At 65.5% G+C, this 20,558-nt stretch carries 1 protein-coding gene; it reads left to right on the forward strand.

The window, feature by feature from the left end; translation table 11 throughout:
* Positions 1 to 19 precede the first annotated feature (19 nt).
* Positions 20 to 20,164 (forward strand): non-ribosomal peptide synthase/polyketide synthase, encoded by a 20,145-nt coding sequence (locus ISN39_RS37020; protein ID WP_348652020.1) that lies wholly within the window; start codon positions 20 to 22, stop codon positions 20,162 to 20,164.
* Positions 20,165 to 20,558: the final 394 nt, after the last annotated feature.

A 20,558-nucleotide genomic window follows, 5' to 3' on the forward strand; every position in this document is an offset into this window, starting at 1 on the left:
TACGGCGATTACGCCGCAGATGCTGCCGCTCATCGCGCTGGCCCAGGAGGAGATCGACCGGATCGTCGCCACGGTGCCCGGCGGTGTCGGCAACATCCAGGACATTTATGGCTTGTCGCCGCTGCAGGACGGCATCCTGTTCCATCATCTGCTGGCCAGCCGGGGCGATCCATATCTGCTGGTCTCGCAGATGGCGTTCGCCGAGCGTGGCCTGCTGGACCGCTATCTTGGCGCGGTTCAGCAGGTGGTGGATCGGCACGACATCCTGCGCACCGCCTTTGTCTGGGAGGGGCTGTCGAGCCCGGCCCAGGTGGTGTGGCGGCGTGCGCCGCTACAGGTGAGCGAGGTCGAGCTGGATGACTGTGACGGTTCCGGCGCCGATGAGCTCCGGCGCCGGTTTGATCCACGCCGGCAGCGCATCGACCTTGGCCGGGCGCCGCTGTTGCGGTTTGTGATCGCGCGCGAGCCGGGCAGCGGGCGCTGGCTGCTGCTGGAGCTGCAGCATCATCTGATCGGGGATCACACGACGCTGGAAGTGATGCATGCCGAGGTGCGGGTCGTGCTCGACGGGCGTGCGCATGAGCTGGCAGCACCGCAGCCGTTCCGCAATCTGGTGGCGCAGGCGCGGCTGGGGGTTGATGCCAAGGCGCATGAAGAGTTCTTCCAGGAACAGTTGGCCGACATCGACGAGCCGACCATGCCGTTCGGGCTGAGCGAGGTCTACGGCGACGGCCGCGGATCCCGCGAGGCACGGCGGATGCTACCGCAGGCGCTCAACGATCGGCTGCGGCAACAGGCGCGGCGGCTGGGGGTAAGCCTGGCGAGCCTTTGCCATCTGGCCTGGGGGCAGGTGGTGGCGCGTGCAAGCGGCCGAGAGCAGGTGGTGTTCGGCACGGTGCTGTTCGGCCGCATGCATGCCGGTGCGGGCGCCGACCGGGCGCTTGGCCTGTTCATCAACACCCTGCCTGTGCGGCTCGACCTCGACGGGACCGGGGTCGAGGCGAGCGTGCGGACCACCCATGCGCGGCTTTCCGAGCTGCTGGCGCACGAGCATGCCTCGCTGGCGCTGGCGCAACGCTGCAGCGGGGTGGCGGCGCCGGCGCCGCTGTTCAGCGCGCTGTTGAACTACCGTCACAACACGCCGGCGCTCGCCTGCGAAGCGGATGATGTCCTGTCCGGCATGGAATGGCTGGGCGGCGAGGAGCGCACCAACTATCCGCTGACCCTGTCGGTGGAGGATTTTGGCGAGGCGCTCGGCCTGACGGCGCAGGTGGTGGAGCCCGTGTCTGCGGATCGGGTCTGCGGCTACATGCAGCAGGTGCTCGAGCAATTGGCCGAGGCGCTGGAGCATGCCCCCAATAGGCCGGTGCGCGAGCTCGACATCCTGCCGGGCGCCGAGCGCAGCTATCTGCTGGAGGAGCTGAACCGGACGGCGGCGGCCTATCCGTCGGAGCGGTGCATCCACGAGCTGTTCGAGCAGCAGGTGCAAAAGGCGCCGGAGGCGGTGGCGGTGGTCCATGACGACGAGCGTCTGAGCTATGGCGAGCTCAACGCCCAGGCCAACCGGCTGGCCCATCATCTGATCGGGCTCGGGGTCAGGCCGGACCAGCCGGTGGCGATCTGCCTGGAGCGCAGCCCGGCGATGGTGGTGGGACTTTTGGCGATCCTCAAGGCGGGCGGCGCCTATCTGCCGCTGGACCCGGCCTATCCGTCGGCGCGGCTGCGGCAGGTGCTCGGCGATGCCGCACCGCACCTGCTGCTTTGCGATGCCGTCGGACGCGCCGCACTCGGCCCCGAGGCGCTTGCGGCCGTGAGTGTGGTCGACGTGGATGCGGCAATACCCGCCTGGGCGGATGCGCCATCTTCCGACCCCGACCCGCAGGCGCTCGGCCTGACCGCACACCATCTCGCCTATGTCATCTACACATCCGGTTCAACCGGAACACCAAAAGGCGTCATGATCGAGCATGCGAGCACCGTGAACCTGCTGCTTTGGAACAGCTGCGCCTTCGCCGGGTCAGAGATCGGCCGCATGCTGTTCTCCACCTCGATCAATTTTGATTTGTCCGTCTATGAGTGCTTCGTGCCGCTGTCGCAGGGAAGCAGGCTCTATCTCGTCGGGAATGCATTGGACTTGGCGCAGACGTCCCTGGATGTCTCCATGATCAACACGGTGCCCTCGGTGATCACATCCCTGCTCGACAGGAAAACCGTGCCGCTATCGGCAAGCATCATCAATCTAGCAGGCGAACGGCTGAAGCCGGAGCTGATCGAGAGGATCTTCGGGGAGAGTCGGGTACAGAAGATCTGCAACCTGTATGCTCCATCCGAGACGACGACATATTCGACCTGGATCTGCATGCCAAGGGGAGAGGCCGTCGTCGAGACGATCGGCCGTCCGATATCGAACACGCGGGTGTACCTGCTGGACGCTCATGGCCAGCCGGTGCCGTTCGGGGCGGAGGGCGAGCTCTATATCGGCGGTGCAGGCGTTGCGCGTGGCTACCTCAACCGTCCCGATCTGACGGCGGAGCGGTTCATCGCCAGCCCGTTTGTCGAAGGCGATCGGCTGTACCGGACCGGCGACCTGGCGCGGTATCTGCCGGACGGCAATCTCGAGTTTCTCGGCCGCAACGACGACCAGGTGAAGATCCGCGGCTTCCGCATCGAGCCGGGCGAGATCGCCGCGCGGCTTTGCGAGCACGCCTGGGTGCGCGAGGCGGTGGTGGTGGCGCGCCAGGACCGCGCCGGCGACAAGCACCTTGTCGCCTATGTCGTGTGTGGACCCGAGGCCGGATCGGACGACGAGGATGGAAGCGGGCTGGCCGTCGCCTTGCGGGCGCATCTGGGCGGGCGGCTGCCGGACTACATGGTGCCGTCGGCGTTCGTGCGGCTATCGGCGCTGCCGTTGACGGCGAACGGCAAGCTCGACCGCAAGGGGCTGCCGGCGCCGGCCGACGACGCCTATGCGCGCCGCAGCTATGAGGCGCCGCAGGGCGGGATCGAGACGGCGCTGGCCGAGATCTGGGCGGAGCTCCTCGGGGTCGAGCGGGTCGGACGCCACGACCACTTCTTCGAGCTCGGCGGCCATTCCTTGCTGGCGGTGCAGCTCTTGAGCCGGCTGTCACAGGCTGTTGGTGTGGAACTGCCGCTGACGAGGCTGTTTGCCACGCCGGTGCTTTCCGATCTGGCAGAAAGCATCGTCGAGGTGTTGAGCCGCGCCGGTCCGCAAGAGCTGACGGCGATTGTGGCCGTGTCACGTCATGAGCCGCTTGTGCTGTCGTTTGCGCAGCAGCGGCTATGGTTTTTGGCGCAGCTGGACGAGGGCAGCACCAACTATCACATTCCGCTGGCCTTGCGGCTGCGTGGTAGGCTCGACCGCACCGTCTGGCAGCGCAGCCTTGACCGTTTGTTTGCCCGTCATGAGGCGCTGCGCAGTGTCTTTGTCGCACCGCAGGGCAAGCCCCGGGTTGAGGTTCTGCCGCCGGATGCGGGGCTGCCGGTGACAGTGCACGATCTGCACGGGCTGCCGGATGCGGATGCCGTGCTTTCCGAGCTGTGCGACGAAGAGATGCACTCGCCGTTCGACCTGGCGCGCGGGCCGCTGATCCGCGGCCGGCTGATCCGGCTGGCGGAGGACGAACACGTCTTCCTGCTGACCCAGCATCATATCGTCTCCGACGGCTGGTCGATGGGCGTGCTGGTGCGGGAGCTCAGTCAGCTTTACCGGGCGTTCGAGGCTGGAGAGGACGATCCCTTGCCGCCGCTGGCGATCCAGTATCCGGATTATGCCGCCTGGCAACGCCAATGGCTGTCGGGGGAACGGCTGCAGAGCCAGGCGCAGTATTGGCGCAACGCCTTGGCAAACGCTCCGGCCCGTCTTGCCTTGCCGACGGACCGTGCGCGTCCGGCCCAGCAGTCGTTTGCCGGGGCCAGTGTGCCTGTTGTCATCGATCAGGACCTGACGCGGGGGCTGAAGCGGCTAAGCCGGCAGCATGGCACGACCTTGTTCATGACGGTGCTGGCGGCCTGGGCGGCGGTGCTGTCGCGTCTGTCGGGGCAGGACGACATTGTGATCGGTGTGCCGACCGCCAATCGTGGCCGGCGCGAGATCGAAGAATTGATTGGCTTCTTCGTCAACACCCTGGCGCTTCGGGTCGACCTGTCGGGCGAGCCTGATGTGTCGCAGCTTCTGGAACGGACGCGGCGCACGGCCCTGGCTGCGCAGGAGCATCAGGACCTGCCGTTCGAGCAGGTGGTGGAGATCGTCAAGCCGCCCCGGCATCTCGATCACACGCCGCTGTTCCAGGTGATGTTGGCCTGGCAGAACAACACCGTCGGGTCATTGGACCTGCCGGGGCTGCGGGTGGAGGCTGCGGGCGAGGGGCTCGATCAGGTCAAGTTCGATCTGGAGCTGAGCCTTGGCGAGCATGGCGAGGAGATCGCCGGAACGTTCGGCTATGCCACGGCGCTGTTCGATGAAGCGACCATCGAGCGGCAGCGTGGTTATCTGCTGGCGCTGCTGCGGGCGATGGTTGCCGATGCCGGGCAGCCGGTCGGCCGCATCGACATTCTTCCGGCCGAGGAGCGGACCTATCTTTTGGAGGATCTGAACCGGACGGCGGCGGCCTATCCGTCGGAGCGGTGCATCCACGAGCTGTTCGAGGCGCAGGTGCAAAAGGCGCCGGAGGCCGTGGCGGTGGTCCATGAGGACGAGCGCCTGAGCTATGGCGAGCTCAACGCGCGGGCCAACCGGCTGGCCCATCACCTGATCGGGCTGGGTGTCAGGCCGGATCAGCCGGTGGCGATCTGCCTGGAGCGCAGCCCGTCGATGGTGGTGGGACTTTTGGCGATCCTCAAGGCGGGCGGCGCCTATCTGCCGCTGGACCCGGCCTATCCGTCGGCGCGGCTGCGGCAGGTGCTCGAGGATGCCGCACCGCACCTGCTGCTTTGCGATGCGGCCGGCCGCGCAGCACTCGGCCCGGAGGCGACGGCCGATCTGACGGTGGTCGATCTGGAGACGGCGCCCCCGGCCTGGGCCGAACTGCTGGCCTCGAACCCGGACCCGAGCGCCCTTGGCCTGACCTCACGCCATCTCGCCTATGTCATCTACACCTCAGGCTCCACAGGGACGCCCAAGGGCGTCATGATCGAGCATGCCAGCACCGTCAACCTGCTGCATTGGAGCAGCGGCGTGTTTGCGGAGTCAGAGATCAGCCGCACGCTGTTTTCTACCTCGATCAGTTTTGATTTGTCCGTCTATGAGTGCTTCGTTCCGCTGTCGCAAGGAGGCACGCTGTATCTTGTCGAGGATGCACTGGCGCTGGCGCAGACGCCTTTGGATGTCTCCTTGATCAACACGGTCCCCTCGGCGATCGCCGCTCTGGTCGACCAGCAAGCCGTGCCGGCTTCGACCAGCGTGATCAATTTGGCGGGTGAGCGGCTGAAGGCAGATCTGATCGAGAGGGTCTTCGAGAGCAGTGGCGTAGAGAAGATCTGTAATCTGTACGCTCCTTCGGAAACGACGACGTACTCGACCTGGATTTGCATGCCGAGGGGAGAGGCTGTCGTTGAGACGATCGGCCGTCCGATTGCCAACACGCGGGTGTATCTGCTGGACGGTCATGGTGCGCCCGTGCCGTTCGGGGCGGCGGGTGAGCTTTACATCGGCGGGGCAGGCGTTGCGCGGGGCTACCTGAACCGTCCCGATCTGACGGCCGAGCGGTTCATCGCCAGTCCCTTTGTGGACGGCGATCGGCTGTACCGGACCGGCGACCTGGGGCGGTATCTGCCGGACGGCAATCTGGAGTTTCTGGGCCGCAACGACGACCAGGTGAAGATCCGCGGCTTCCGCATCGAGCCGGGCGAGATCGCCGCACGGCTTTGCGAGCACGCCCGGGTGCGCGAGGCGGTGGTGGTGGCGCGCCAGGACCGCGCCGGCGACAAGCACCTTGTCGCCTATGTCGTGTGTGGACCCGAGGCCGGATCGGACGACGAGGATGGAAGCGGGCTGGCCGTCGCCTTGCGGGCGCATCTGGGCGGGCGGCTGCCGGACTACATGGTGCCGTCGGCGTTCGTGCGGTTGGAGGCGCTGCCGTTGACGGCGAACGGCAAGCTCGACCGCAAGGGGCTGCCGGCGCCGGCCGACGACGCCTATGCGCGCCGCAGCTATGAGGCGCCGCAGGGCGGGATCGAGACGGCGCTGGCCGGGATCTGGGCCGAGCTTCTGGGGCTGGAGCGGGTCGGACGCCACGACCACTTCTTCGAGCTCGGCGGCCATTCCTTGCTGGCGGTTCAATTGATGGAGCGGCTGCGGCGGCTGTCGCTGGGGGTGGAGGTGCGCACCCTGTTCGCCAGGCCGGTGCTGGCCGATCTGGCCGCAAGCCTGGGCAGCCATCACGAGGTGGCGGTGCCTGCCAACCTGATCACCGAGGAGAGTACGGCGATTACGCCGCAGATGCTGCCGCTCATCGATCTGACCCAGGAGGAGATCGACCGGATCGTCGCCACGGTTCCCGGCGGCGTCGGCAACATCCAGGACATTTATGGCCTGTCGCCGCTGCAGGACGGCATCCTGTTCCATCATCTGCTGGCCAGCCGGGGCGATCCATATCTGCTGGTCTCGCAGATGGCGTTCGCCGAGCGTGGCCTGCTGGACCGCTATCTTGGCGCGGTTCAGCAGGTGGTGGATCGGCACGACATCCTGCGCACCGCCTTTGTCTGGGAGGGGCTGTCGAGCCCGGCCCAGGTGGTGTGGCGGCGTGCGCCGCTACAGGTGAGCGAGGTCGAGCTGGATGACTGTGACGGTTCCGGCGCCGATGAGCTCCGGCGCCGGTTTGATCCACGCCGGCAGCGCATCGACCTTGGCCGGGCGCCGCTGTTGCGGTTTGTGATCGCGCGCGAGCCGGGCAGCGGGCGCTGGCTGCTGCTGGAGCTGCAGCATCATCTGATCGGGGATCACACGACGCTGGAAGTGATGCATGCCGAGGTGCGGGCCGTGCTCGACGGGCGTGCGCATGAGCTGGCAGCACCGCAGCCGTTCCGCAATCTGGTGGCGCAGGCGCGGCTGGGGGTTGATGCCAAGGCGCATGAAGAGTTCTTCCAGGAACAGTTGGCCGACATCGACGAGCCGACCATGCCGTTCGGGCTGAGCGAGGTCTACGGCGACGGCCGCGGATCCCGCGAGGCACGGCGGATGCTGCCGCAGGCGCTCAACGATCGGCTGCGGCAACAGGCGCGGCGGCTGGGGGTGAGCCTGGCGAGCCTTTGCCATCTGGCCTGGGGGCAGGTGGTGGCGCGTGCAAGCGGCCGAGAGCAGGTGGTGTTCGGCACGGTGCTGTTCGGCCGCATGCATGCCGGTGCGGGCGCCGACCGGGCGCTTGGCCTGTTCATCAACACCCTGCCTGTGCGGCTCGACCTCGACGGGACCGGGGTCGAGGCGAGCGTGCGGACCACCCATGCGCGGCTTTCCGAGCTGCTGGCGCACGAGCATGCCTCGCTGGCGCTGGCGCAACGCTGCAGCGGGGTGGCGGCGCCGGCGCCGCTGTTCAGCGCGCTGTTGAACTACCGTCACAACACGCCGGCGCTCGCCTGCGAAGCGGATGATGTCCTGTCCGGCATGGAATGGCTGGGCGGCGAGGAGCGCACCAACTATCCGCTGACCCTGTCGGTGGAGGATTTTGGCGAGGCGCTCGGCCTGACGGCGCAGGTGGTGGAGCCCGTGTCTGCGGATCGGGTCTGCGGCTACATGCAGCAGGTGCTCGAGCATCTGGCCGATGCGCTGGAGCATGCCCCCAATAGGCCGGTGCGCGAGCTCGACATCCTGCCGGCCGCCGAGCGCACCTATCTGCTGGAGGATCTGAACCGGACGGCGGCGGATTATCCGTGGGAGCGGTGCATCCACGAGCTGTTCGAAGCGCAGGTCCGGCGCGCACCCGAAGCCGTCGCCCTCGTCCATGAGGAGGAGCGCCTAAGCTATGGCGAGCTCAACGCCCAGGCCAACCGGCTGGCCCATCATCTGATCGGGCTCGGGGTCAGGCCGGACCAGCCGGTGGCGATCTGCCTGGAGCGCAGCCCGGCGATGGTGGTGGGACTTTTGGCGATCCTCAAGGCCGGCGGCGCCTATCTGCCGCTCGACCCGGCCTATCCGTCGGCGCGGCTGCGGCAGGTGCTCGGCGATGCCGCGCCGCACCTGCTGCTTTGCGATGCGGCCGGACGCGCCGCACTCGGCCCCGAGGCGCTCGCCGATCTGACGGTGGTCGATCTGGAGACGGCGACCCCGGCCTGGGCCGAACTGCCGGCCTCGAACCCGGACCCGCGCGCCCTTGGCCTGACCGCGTGCCATCTCGCCTACATCATCTACACCTCCGGCTCCACAGGGACCCCAAAGGGCGTCATGGTCGAGCATCACAGCCTGGTCAATCTGGGGTTGGCTCAGATCGGGCTTTTTGGCGTCTGTTCAAATAGCCGTGTCGTGCAGTTCGCCTCCTTCGGTTTTGATGCAAGTGCTTGGGAGCTTGTCATGGCGTTTGGCTCAGGCGCCGCATTGCACTTGCCTGCGGACGAGCTCCGCCAGGCGAGTAACAAGCTATCGGATTACCTGCGAAGCGAAGCCATAACCCATGCGACGTTACCTCCAGCCTTGCTTCAGGCAAGCAGGGATCCGGGATGTTTGGCATCGCAAGTTCTCATTCTTGCTGGCGAACTGCCGAAAGCAGAACTCGTCCGAAGTCTGGCGGCATCTATCGTCAACGCTTATGGCCCGACCGAAGCAACAGTCTGCGCGACGGTTTGGAGTTGTCCCGATGATTTTGATGGGTCAGTCGTCCCGATCGGCCGTCCGATATCGAACACGCGGGTGTATCTGCTGGACGGTCATGGTGGGCCTGTGCCGTTCGGGGCGGTGGGCGAGCTTTATATCGGCGGGGCGGGGGTGGCGCGTGGCTACCTCAACCGTCCCGATCTGACGGCGGAGCGGTTCCTGGCCGATCCGTTCAGCGATGAGGCAGGCGCCCGGATGTACCGGACCGGCGATCTGGCGCGGTATCTGCCGGACGGCAATCTGGAGTTTCTGGGCCGCAACGACGACCAGGTGAAGATCCGCGGCTTCCGCATCGAGCCGGGCGAGATCGCCGCGCGGCTTTGCGAGCACGCCTGGGTGCGCGAGGCGGTGGTGGTGGCGCGCCAGGACCGCGCCGGCGACAAGCACCTTGTCGCCTATGTCGTGTGTGGACCCGAGGCCGGATCGGACGACGAGGATGGAAGCGGGCTGGCCGTCGCCTTGCGGGCGCATCTGGGCGGGCGGCTGCCGGACTACATGGTGCCGTCGGCGTTCGTGCGGCTATCGGCGCTGCCGTTGACGGCGAACGGCAAGCTCGACCGCAAGGGGCTGCCGGCGCCGGCCGACGACGCCTATGCGCGCCGCAGCTATGAGGCGCCGCAGGGCGGGATCGAGACGGCGCTGGCCGAGATCTGGGCGGAGCTCCTCGGGGTCGAGCGGGTCGGACGCCACGACCACTTCTTCGAGCTCGGCGGCCATTCCTTGCTGGCGGTGCAGCTCTTGAGCCGGCTGTCACAGGCTGTTGGTGTGGAACTGCCGCTGACGAGGCTGTTTGCCACGCCGGTGCTTTCCGATCTGGCAGAAAGCATCGTCGAGGTGTTGAGCCGCGCCGGTCCGCAAGAGCTGCCGGCGATTGTGGCCGTGTCACGTCATGAGCCGCTTGTGCTGTCGTTTGCGCAGCAGCGGCTATGGTTTTTGGCGCAGCTGGACGAGGGCAGCACCAACTATCACATTCCGCTGGCCTTGCGGCTGCGTGGTAGGCTCGACCGCACCGTCTGGCAGCGCAGCCTTGACCGTTTGTTTGCCCGTCATGAGGCGCTGCGCAGTGTCTTTGTCGCACCGCAGGGCAAGCCCCGGGTTGAGGTTCTGCCGCCGGATGCGGGGCTGCCGGTGACAGTGCACGATCTGCACGGGCTGCCGGATGCGGATGCCGTGCTTTCCGAGCTGTGCGACGAAGAGATGCACTCGCCGTTCGACCTGGCGCGCGGGCCGCTGATCCGCGGCCGGCTGATCCGGCTGGCGGAGGACGAACACGTCTTCCTGCTGACCCAGCATCATATCGTCTCCGACGGCTGGTCGATGGGCGTGCTGGTGCGGGAGCTCAGTCAGCTTTACCGGGCGTTCGAGGCTGGAGAGGACGATCCCTTGCCGCCGCTGGCGATCCAGTATCCGGATTATGCCGCCTGGCAACGCCAATGGCTGTCGGGGGAACGGCTGCAGAGCCAGGCGCAGTATTGGCGCAACGCCTTGGCAAACGCTCCGGCCCGTCTTGCCTTGCCGACGGACCGTGCGCGTCCGGCCCAGCAGTCGTTTGCCGGGGCCAGTGTGCCTGTTGTCATCGATCAGGACCTGACGCGGGGGCTGAAGCGGCTGAGCCGGCAGCATGGCACGACCTTGTTCATGACGGTGCTGGCGGCCTGGGCGGCGGTGCTGTCGCGTCTGTCGGGGCAGGACGACATTGTGATCGGTGTGCCGACCGCCAATCGTGGCCGGCGCGAGATCGAAGAATTGATTGGCTTCTTCGTCAACACCCTGGCGCTTCGGGTCGACCTGTCGGGCGAGCCTGATGTGTCGCAGCTTCTGGAACGGACGCGGCGCACGGCCCTGGCTGCGCAGGAGCATCAGGACCTGCCGTTCGAGCAGGTGGTGGAGATCGTCAAGCCGCCCCGGCATCTCGATCACACGCCGCTGTTCCAGGTGATGTTGGCCTGGCAGAACAACACCGTCGGGTCATTGGACCTGCCGGGGCTGCGGGTGGAGGCTGCGGGCGAGGGGCTCGATCAGGTCAAGTTCGATCTGGAGCTGAGCCTTGGCGAGCATGGCGAGGAGATCGCCGGAACGTTCGGCTATGCCACGGCGCTGTTCGATGAAGCGACGATCGAGCGGCAGCGTGGTTATCTGCTGGCGCTGCTGCGGGCGATGGTTGCCGATGCCGGGCAGCCGGTCGGCCGCATCGACATTCTTCCGGCCGAGGAGCGGACCTACCTGCTGGAGGATCTGAACCGGACGGACGCGGCCTATCCGTCGGAGCGGTGCGTCCACGAACTGTTCGAGGCGCAGGTGCAGCGTGCGCCGGATGCCGTGGCGGTGGTTCATGAGGACGAGACGCTGAGCTATGGGGAACTGAATGCCCGTGCCAACCGCCTTGCCCATCATCTGATCGCCCTCGGGGTCAAGCCCGGTGATAGCCTTGCAACAATGCTGGACCGCTCCGTCTCTCTTGTGGTGGCGCAGCTGGCGATCTTGAAGGCTGGGGGAGTGTATGTGCCGATCGATCGCGCTCTTCCATCTGCGCGACAAGAATGGCTGATTGCCGATTGTGCTGCACGCTTGGTGCTTAGCGAGAGTGACGATGGGGATTTGGTCGAGGCGACGATCCCTGTTTTGCCCATTGAGCCGCTCATGGTTGGAACCGGGGCCAGTGCCGATCTTGGCATCGCATTGAGCGCCGACGCTGCCGCTTACGTGATGTACACGTCTGGCTCAACTGGCCTTCCGAAGGGAGTTGTTGTGCCTCATCGTGCCGTCAACCGGCTCGTGATCAGCAATGGATATGCGAAGATCGATGCCGGAGATCGTGTGGCATGGGCGGGTAATCCTGCCTTTGATGCCAGCACATTTGAAGTCTGGGCGCCGCTGCTTAACGGTGGTTGCATTGTTGCAATGGATTCCAGCACAGTCTTAGATGCAGCAAGCTTTTCCAAAGCGCTCGAACGTCAGAAAGTGACATCCCTGTTTCTAACAACGGCGTTATTCAACGAGTATACGTCATCGATTGCCCCAACGTTAGCACAGCTTAAATACCTCCTGTGTGGAGGCGAGCGGAATGCCTCCCCCGCCTTCCTAAAGTTGCTGAGAGAACAAGGTCCTGTACGTCTCATTCACTGCTATGGTCCGACTGAAACGACGACCTTTGCGGCTACCTACACTGTGCGTCCGATTCAGGGGGGAGTTCTCAGTGTCCCGATCGGCCGTCCGATAGCGAACACGCGGGTGTATCTGCTGGACGGTCATGGTGGGCCTGTGCCGTTCGGGGCGGTGGGCGAGCTTTATATCGGCGGGGCGGGGGTGGCGCGTGGCTACCTCAACCGTCCCGATCTGACGGCGGAGCGGTTCCTGGCCGATCCGTTCAGCGATGAGGCAGGCGCCCGGATGTACCGGACCGGCGATCTGGCGCGGTATCTGCCGGACGGCAATCTGGAGTTTCTGGGCCGCAACGACGACCAGGTGAAGATCCGCGGCTTCCGCATCGAGCCGGGCGAGATCGCCGCGCGGCTCTGCGAGCATGAACGGGTGCGCGATGCGGCGGTGGTGGCGCACGAGGATGGCGCCGGCGACAAGCGCCTGGTCGCTTATGTGGTGGCGGGATCGACGGACGGGTCGGACGAAGCCGATGGCGCCGGGCTTGCTGCGTCGTTGCGGGCGCATCTGGGCGGGCGGCTGCCGGACTACATGGTGCCGTCGGCGTTCGTGCGGCTCGAGGCGCTGCCGTTGACGGCGAACGGCAAGCTCGACCGCAAGGGGCTGCCGGCGCCGGCCGACGACGCCTATGCGCGCCGCAGCTATGAGGCGCCGCAGGGCGGGATCGAGACGGCGCTGGCCGGGATCTGGGCCGAGCTCCTCGGTGTCGAGCGGGTCGGACGCCACGACCACTTCTTCGAACTCGGCGGCCACTCGCTCCTGGCGGTTCAATTGATGGAGCGGCTGCGGCGGCTGTCGCTGGGGGTGGAGGTGCGCACCCTGTTCGCCAGGCCGGTGCTGGCCGATCTCGCCGCCAGCCTGGGCAGCCATCACGAGGTGGCGGTGCCTGCCAACCTGATCACCGAGGAGAGTACGGCGATTACGCCGCAGATGCTGCCGCTCATCGCGCTGACCCAGGAGGAGATCGACCGGATCGTCGCCACGGTTCCCGGCGGCGTCGGCAACATCCAGGACATTTATGGCCTGTCGCCGCTGCAGGACGGCATCCTGTTCCATCATCTGCTGGCCAGCCGGGGCGATCCATATCTGCTGGTCTCGCAGATGGCGTTCGCCGACCGGGGTCTGCTGGAGCGCTATCTAGCGGCGGTTCAGCAAGTCGTGGATCGGCACGACATCCTGCGCACCGCCTTTGTCTGGGAGGGGCTGTCGAGCCCGGCCCAGGTGGTCTGGCGGAAAGCGCCGCTGCAGGTGAGCGAGGTCGAGCTGGATGACTGTGACGGTTCCGGCGCCGAGGAGCTCCGGCGCCGGTTTGATCCACGCCGGCAGCGCATCGACCTTGGCCGGGCGCCGCTGTTGCGGTTTGTGATCGCGCGCGAGCCGGGCAGCGGGCGCTGGCTGCTGCTGGAGCTGCAGCATCATCTGATCGGGGATCACACGACGCTGGAAGTGATGCATGCCGAGGTGCGGGCCGTGCTCGACGGGCGTGCGCATGAGCTGGCAGCGCCGCAGCCGTTCCGCAATCTGGTGGCGCAGGCGCGGCTGGGGGTTGATGCCAAGGCGCATGAAGAGTTCTTCCAGGAACAGTTGGCCGACATCGACGAGCCGACCATGCCGTTTGGGCTGAGCGAGGTCTATGGTGATGGCATCGGGTCTCACGAGGCGCGGCGGATGCTGCCGCAGGCGCTCAACGATCGGCTGCGGCAACAAGCGCGGCGGCTCGGGGTAAGCCTGGCGAGCCTTTGCCATCTGGCCTGGGGGCAGGTGGTGGCGCGTGCAAGCGGCCGTGAGCAGGTGGTGTTCGGCACGGTGCTGTTCGGCCGCATGCATGCGGGTGCGGGCGCCGACCGGGCGCTGGGCCTGTTCATCAACACCCTGCCTGTGCGGCTCGACCTCGACGGGACCGGGGTCGAGGCGAGCGTGCGGACCACCCATGCGCGGCTTTCCGAGCTGCTGGCGCACGAGCATGCCTCGCTGGCGCTGGCGCAACGCTGCAGCGGGGTGGCGGCGCCGGCGCCGCTGTTCAGCGCGCTGTTGAACTACCGTCACAACACGCCGGCGCTCGCCTGCGAAGCGGATGATCTCCTGTCCGGCATGGAATGGCTGGGCGGCGAGGAGCGCACCAACTATCCGCTGACCCTGTCGGTGGAGGATTTTGGCGAGGCGCTCGGCCTGACGGCGCAGGTGGCGGAGCCCGTGTCTGCGGATCGGGTCTGCGGCTACATGCAGCAGGTGCTCGAGCAATTGGCCGAGGCGCTGGAGCATGCCCCCAATAGGCCGGTGCGCGAGCTCGACATCCTGCCGGCCGCCGAACGCAGCTATCTGCTGGAGGATCTGAACCGGACGGCGGCGGATTATCCGTGGGAGCGGTGCATCCACGAGCTGTTCGAAGCGCAGGTCCGGCGCGCACCCGAAGCCGTCGCCCTCGTCCATGAGGAGGAGCGCCTAAGCTATGGCGAGCTCAACGCCCAGGCCAACCGGCTGGCCCATCATCTGATCGGGCTCGGGGTCAGGCCGGACCAGCCGGTGGCGATCTGCCTGGAGCGCAGCCCGGCGATGGTGGTGGGACTTTTGGCGATCCTCAAGGCCGGCGGCGCCTATCTGCCGCTCGACCCGGCCTATCCGTCGGCGCGGCTGCGGCAGGTTGTCGACGATGCCGCACCGCACCTGCTGCTTTGCGATGCGGCCGGCCGCGCCGCACTCGGCCCCGAGGCGCTCGCCGATCTGACGGTGGTCGATCTGGAGACGGCGACCCCGGCCTGGGCCGAACTGCCGGCCTCGAACCCGGACCCGCGCGCCCTTGGCCTGACCGCGTGCCATCTCGCCTACATCATCTACACCTCCGGCTCCACAGGGACCCCAAAGGGCGTCATGGTCGAGCATCACAGCCTGGTCAATCTGGGGTTGGCTCAGATCGGGCTTTTTGGCGTCTGTTCAAATAGCCGTGTCGTGCAGTTCGCCTCCTTCGGTTTTGATGCAAGTGCTTGGGAGCTTGTCATGGCGTTTGGCTCAGGCGCCGCATTGCACTTGCCTGCGGACGAGCTCCGCCAGGCGAGTAACAAGCTATCGGATTACCTGCGAAGCGAAGCCATAACCCATGCGACGTTACCTCCAGCCTTGCTTCAGGCAAGCAGGGATCCGGGATGTTTGGCATCGCAAGTTCTCATTCTTGCTGGCGAACTGCCGAAAGCAGAACTCGTCCGAAGTCTGGCGGCATCTATCGTCAACGCTTATGGCCCGACCGAAGCAACAGTCTGCGCGACGGTTTGGAGTTGTCCCGATGATTTTGATGGGTCAGTCGTCCCGATCGGCCGTCCGATATCGAACACGCGGGTGTATCTGCTGGACGGTCATGGTGGGCCTGTGCCGTTCGGGGCGGTGGGCGAGCTTTATATCGGCGGGGCGGGGGTGGCGCGTGGCTACCTCAACCGTCCCGATCTGACGGCGGAGCGGTTCCTGGCCGATCCGTTCAGCGATGAGGCAGGCGCCCGGATGTACCGGACCGGCGATCTGGCGCGGTATCTGCCGGACGGCAATCTGGAATTCCTGGGCCGCAACGACGACCAGGTGAAGATCCGCGGCTTCCGCATCGAGCCGGGCGAGATCGCCGCGCGGCTCTGCGAGCATGAACGGGTGCGCGAGGCGGTGGTGGTGGCGCGCCAGGACCGCGCCGGCGACAAGCACCTTGTCGCCTATGTCGTGTGTGGACCCGAGGCCGGATCGGACGACGAGGATGGAAGCGGGCTGGCCGTCGCCTTGCGGGCGCATCTGGGCGGGCGGCTGCCGGACTACATGGTGCCGTCGGCGTTCGTGCGGCTATCGGCGCTGCCGTTGACGGCGAACGGCAAGCTCGACCGCAAGGGGCTGCCGGCGCCGGCCGACGACGCCTATGCGCGCCGCAGCTATGAGGCGCCGCAGGGCGGGATCGAGACGGCGCTGGCCGAGATCTGGGCGGAGCTCCTCGGGGTCGAGCGGGTCGGACGCCACGACCACTTCTTCGAGCTCGGCGGCCATTCCTTGCTGGCGGTGCAGCTCTTGAGCCGGCTGTCACAGGCTGTTGGTGTGGAACTGCCGCTGACGAGGCTGTTTGCCACGCCGGTGCTTTCCGATCTGGCAGAAAGCATCGTCGAGGTGTTGAGCCGCGCCGGTCCGCAAGAGCTGACGGCGATTGTGGCCGTGTCACGTCATGAGCCGCTTGTGCTGTCGTTTGCGCAGCAGCGGCTATGGTTTTTGGCGCAGCTGGACGAGGGCAGCACCAACTATCACATTCCGCTGGCCTTGCGGCTGCGTGGTAGGCTCGACCGCACCGTCTGGCAGCGCAGCCTTGACCGTTTGTTTGCCCGTCATGAGGCGCTGCGCAGTGTCTTTGTCGCACCGCAGGGCAAGCCCCGGGTTGAGGTTCTGCCGCCGGATGCGGGGCTGCCGGTGACAGTGCACGATCTGCACGGGCTGCCGGATGCGGATGCCGTGCTTTCCGAGCTGTGCGACGAAGAGATGCACTCGCCGTTCGACCTGGCGCGCGGGCCGCTGATCCGCGGCCGGCTGATCCGGCTGGCGGAGGACGAACACGTCTTCCTGCTGACCCAGCATCATATCGTCTCCGACGGCTGGTCGATGGGCGTGCTGGTGCGGGAGCTCAGTCAGCTTTACCGGGCGTTCGAGGCTGGAGAGGACGATCCCTTGCCGCCGCTGGCGATCCAGTATCCGGATTATGCCGCCTGGCAACGCCAATGGCTGTCGGGGGAACGGCTGCAGAGCCAGGCGCAGTATTGGCGCAACGCCTTGGCAAACGCTCCGGCCCGTCTTGCCTTGCCGACGGACCGTGCGCGTCCGGCCCAGCAGTCGTTTGCCGGGGCCAGTGTGCCTGTTGTCATCGATCAGGACCTGACGCGGGGGCTGAAGCGGCTAAGCCGGCAGCATGGCACGACCTTGTTCATGACGGTGCTGGCGGCCTGGGCGGCGGTGCTGTCGCGTCTGTCGGGGCAGGACGACATTGTGATCGGTGTGCCGACCGCCAATCGTGGCCGGCGCGAGATCGAAGAATTGATTGGCTTCTTCGTCAACACCCTGGCGCTTCGGGTCGACCTGTCGGGCGAGCCTGATGTGTCGCAGCTTCTGGAACGGACGCGGCGCACGGCCCTGGCTGCGCAGGAGCATCAGGACCTGCCGTTCGAGCAGGTGGTGGAGATCGTCAAGCCGCCCCGGCATCTCGATCACACGCCGCTGTTCCAGGTGATGTTGGCCTGGCAGAACAACACCGTCGGGTCGTTCGACCTTGCCGGGCTGAGCGTGGAGGCGGCCGGGGAGGGGCTCGATCAGGTCAAGTTCGATCTGGAGCTGAGCCTTGGCGAGCATGGCGAGGAGATCGCCGGAACGTTCGGCTATGCCACGGCGCTGTTCGATCAAGCGACCATCGAGCGGCAGCGTGGTTATCTGCTGGCGTTGCTGCGGGCGATGGCTGCCGATGCAGGGCAGCCGGTCGGTCGCATCGAGCTGCTGTCATCCGACGAGCGGACCTATCTGCTGGAGGAGCTGAACCGGACGGAAGCGGCCTATCCGTCGGAGCGGTGCATCCATGAACTGTTCGAAGCACAGGTGCAGCGTGCGCCGGAGGCGGTGGCGGTGGTCCATGAGGACGAGCGTCTGAGCTATGGCGAGCTCAATCAGCGCGCCAACCGGCTGGCGCATCATCTGATCGGGCTCGGGGTCAGGCCGGACCAGCCGGTGGCGATCTGCCTGGAGCGCAGCCCGGCGATGGTGGTGGGGCTGCTGGCGATCCTCAAGGCGGGCGGCGCCTATGTTCCGCTGGACCCGGCCTATCCGTGCGCGCGGCTGCGGCAGGTGCTCGAGGATGCCGCACCGCACCTGCTGCTTTGCGATGCCGTCGGACGCGCAGCACTCGGCCCGGAGGCGACGGCCGATCTGACGGTGGTCGATCTGGAGACGGCGCCCCCGGCCTGGGCCGAACTGCTGGCCTCGAACCCGGACCCGAGCGCCCTTGGCCTGACCTCACGCCATCTCGCCTATGTCATCTACACCTCAGGCTCAACCGGAACCCCAAAGGGCGTCATGGTCGAGCATCGGGGGTTGGTCAATCTGGGGTTGGCTCAGATCGGGCTTTTTGGCGCTTCTTCCAAAAGCCGTGTCGTGCAGTTCGCCTCCTTCGGTTTTGATGCAAGTGCTTGGGAGCTTGTCATGGCGTTTGGCTCAGGCGCCGCATTGCACTTGCCTGCGGACGAGCTCCGCCACGCGAGTAACAAGCTATCGGATTACCTGCGAAGCGAATCCATCACCCATGCGACGTTACCTCCAGCCTTGCTTCAGGCAAGCAGGGATCCGGGATGTTTGGCATCGCAAGTTCTCATTCTTGCTGGCGAACTGCCGAAAGCAGAACTCGTCCGAAGTCTGGCCCCGGCATCTATCGTCAACGCTTATGGCCCGACCGAAGCAACAGTCTGCGCGACGGTTTGGAGTTGTCCCGATGATTTTGATGGGTCAGTCGTCCCGATCGGCCGTCCGATATCGAACACGCGGGTGTACCTGCTGGACGCTCATGGCCAGCCGGTTCCGTTCGGGGCGGTGGGCGAGCTTTACATCGGCGGGGCGGGAGTGGCGCGCGGCTATCTCAACCGGCCGGAGCTGACGGCCGAGCGGTTCATCGCCAGTCCCTTTGTGGCGGGCGATCGGCTGTACCGGACCGGCGACCTGGGGCGGTATCTGCCGGACGGCAATCTGGAGTTTCTCGGCCGCAACGACGACCAGGTGAAGATCCGCGGCTTCCGCATCGAGCCGGGCGAGATCGCCGCCCGGCTTTGCGAGCACGCCCGGGTGCGCGAGGCGGCGGTGGTGGCGCGCCAGGACCGCGCCGGCGACAAGCACCTTGTCGCCTATGTCGTGTGTGGACCCGAGGCCGGATCGGACGACGAGGATGGAAGCGGGCTGGCCGTCGCCTTGCGGGCGCATCTGGGCGGGCGGCTGCCGGACTACATGGTGCCGTCGGCGTTCGTGCGGCTATCGGCGCTGCCGTTGACGCCGAACGGCAAGCTCGACCGCAAGGGGCTGCCGGCGCCGGCCGACGACGCCTATGCGCGCCGCAGCTATGAGGCGCCGCAGGGCGGGATCGAGACGGCGCTGGCCGAGATCTGGGCGGAGCTCCTCGGGGTCGAGCGGGTCGGACGCCACGACCACTTCTTCGAGCTCGGCGGACATTCCTTGCTGGCGATGCAGCTGCTCAGCCGAGCATCAGATCTTGGGCTGAAGTTCAGCACCGCCGACCTCTTCCAAGCCCCTGTTCTGACGGACTTTGCATCGAAGATTGACTTGGAACCACAGCTCAGCAATCCAGGAGTGATATCCGTTCAAGCAACCGGCTCGCAGCCGCCGCTGTTCTTTGTTCCCACAGGTTTGGGCGATTGTTCCTATGTCCCCAGTTTGGTAAAGGAAATGGACGTAGACTGTCCCGTCTATGCTTTGCCATGGCCGTCTTTCGATGAAGTTCGTCCACCAACCCTTGAGGCGATAGCCGCGGAGATCATCGTGGCGATCAGAGAGATTCAGCCGCGGGGTCCATATCGCTTGGCTGGATACTCATCAGGCGGAATATTGGCTTACGCAATCGCACAGCGCTTGCTGAGTCTCGATGACGCTGTGTCGTTCATCGCTCTCATCGATGTTACGCTACCTGCAAATCCATCAAGCATATCGCCCACCCAAATGATACGAGAAGTAGTACTGGATTCTTTTGAATCCTTGGATGATGAGAGCTTCGAAGTGTTGGAACGCTTTACTGGACAAAGTTCGATCGCACAGCTGCTTGAAAAGGCACAGCAAATCGGGGCGATACCTCTGGATCGTGATCTCCAAAACGTTGTTCTGATGTATGAAAAAAGCGCGCAATTTCATGCGGCGCTACAGTCGTATCGGGTTCCGTCGCTGCCAATTGAGGTACATCAGTTTTATGCCACTGAGCCTCTCATCAGTCGTCGGGTACCACCTGATGAAGCCTCAATAGGTCCAGAGGCAAGCTCACCCATGCGCGGTTGGGACCGGGTTCTAGGTGCGGCGGCCATTCATGCTGTGCCGATCCCAGGTAGGCACGAAACATTGATGAGCGTTCCACAAAACCGCGTAGTTCTGGCACGCTCCATATCACGAGCCTTAGGTGGTGTGGACTCTAGGCGCACCTGATGCCACTCAGATCTCGGAGTCGATGGCATCTTTGTCGGTTGGCACTTAAACGTAAGAATGCGGCTGTTTAGATCTCATTTGGCAGATAATTTGAGATTCGCGGCGAAGAAAATCTCAAATTAAGTGCAACTGCGAAGACGTCCGCGTCTGACGTGCGGAGGCCAGATGTCATTGAAAGTGCAGCCAAGTGCGCCATCAGCCTCGTCGGGAAATGGATATCTCATTGCAAAAACGCCGTCGATTTCGTCGACGACTGGTTCTCATATTAAATGCTAAAATCCGCACGAATATCTCACATTAACTGCCTCGTCTCAAATTAAGTGCCGCGCTATCATATTGAAACTATTGAAGTGAGAGTCTTACGATTGGTTGCAAAACGACATGAATCTCGTTC

It is taken from the genome of Rhizobium sp. 007, from assembly GCF_015353075.1.
Taxonomy (GTDB): domain Bacteria; phylum Pseudomonadota; class Alphaproteobacteria; order Rhizobiales; family Rhizobiaceae; genus Rhizobium.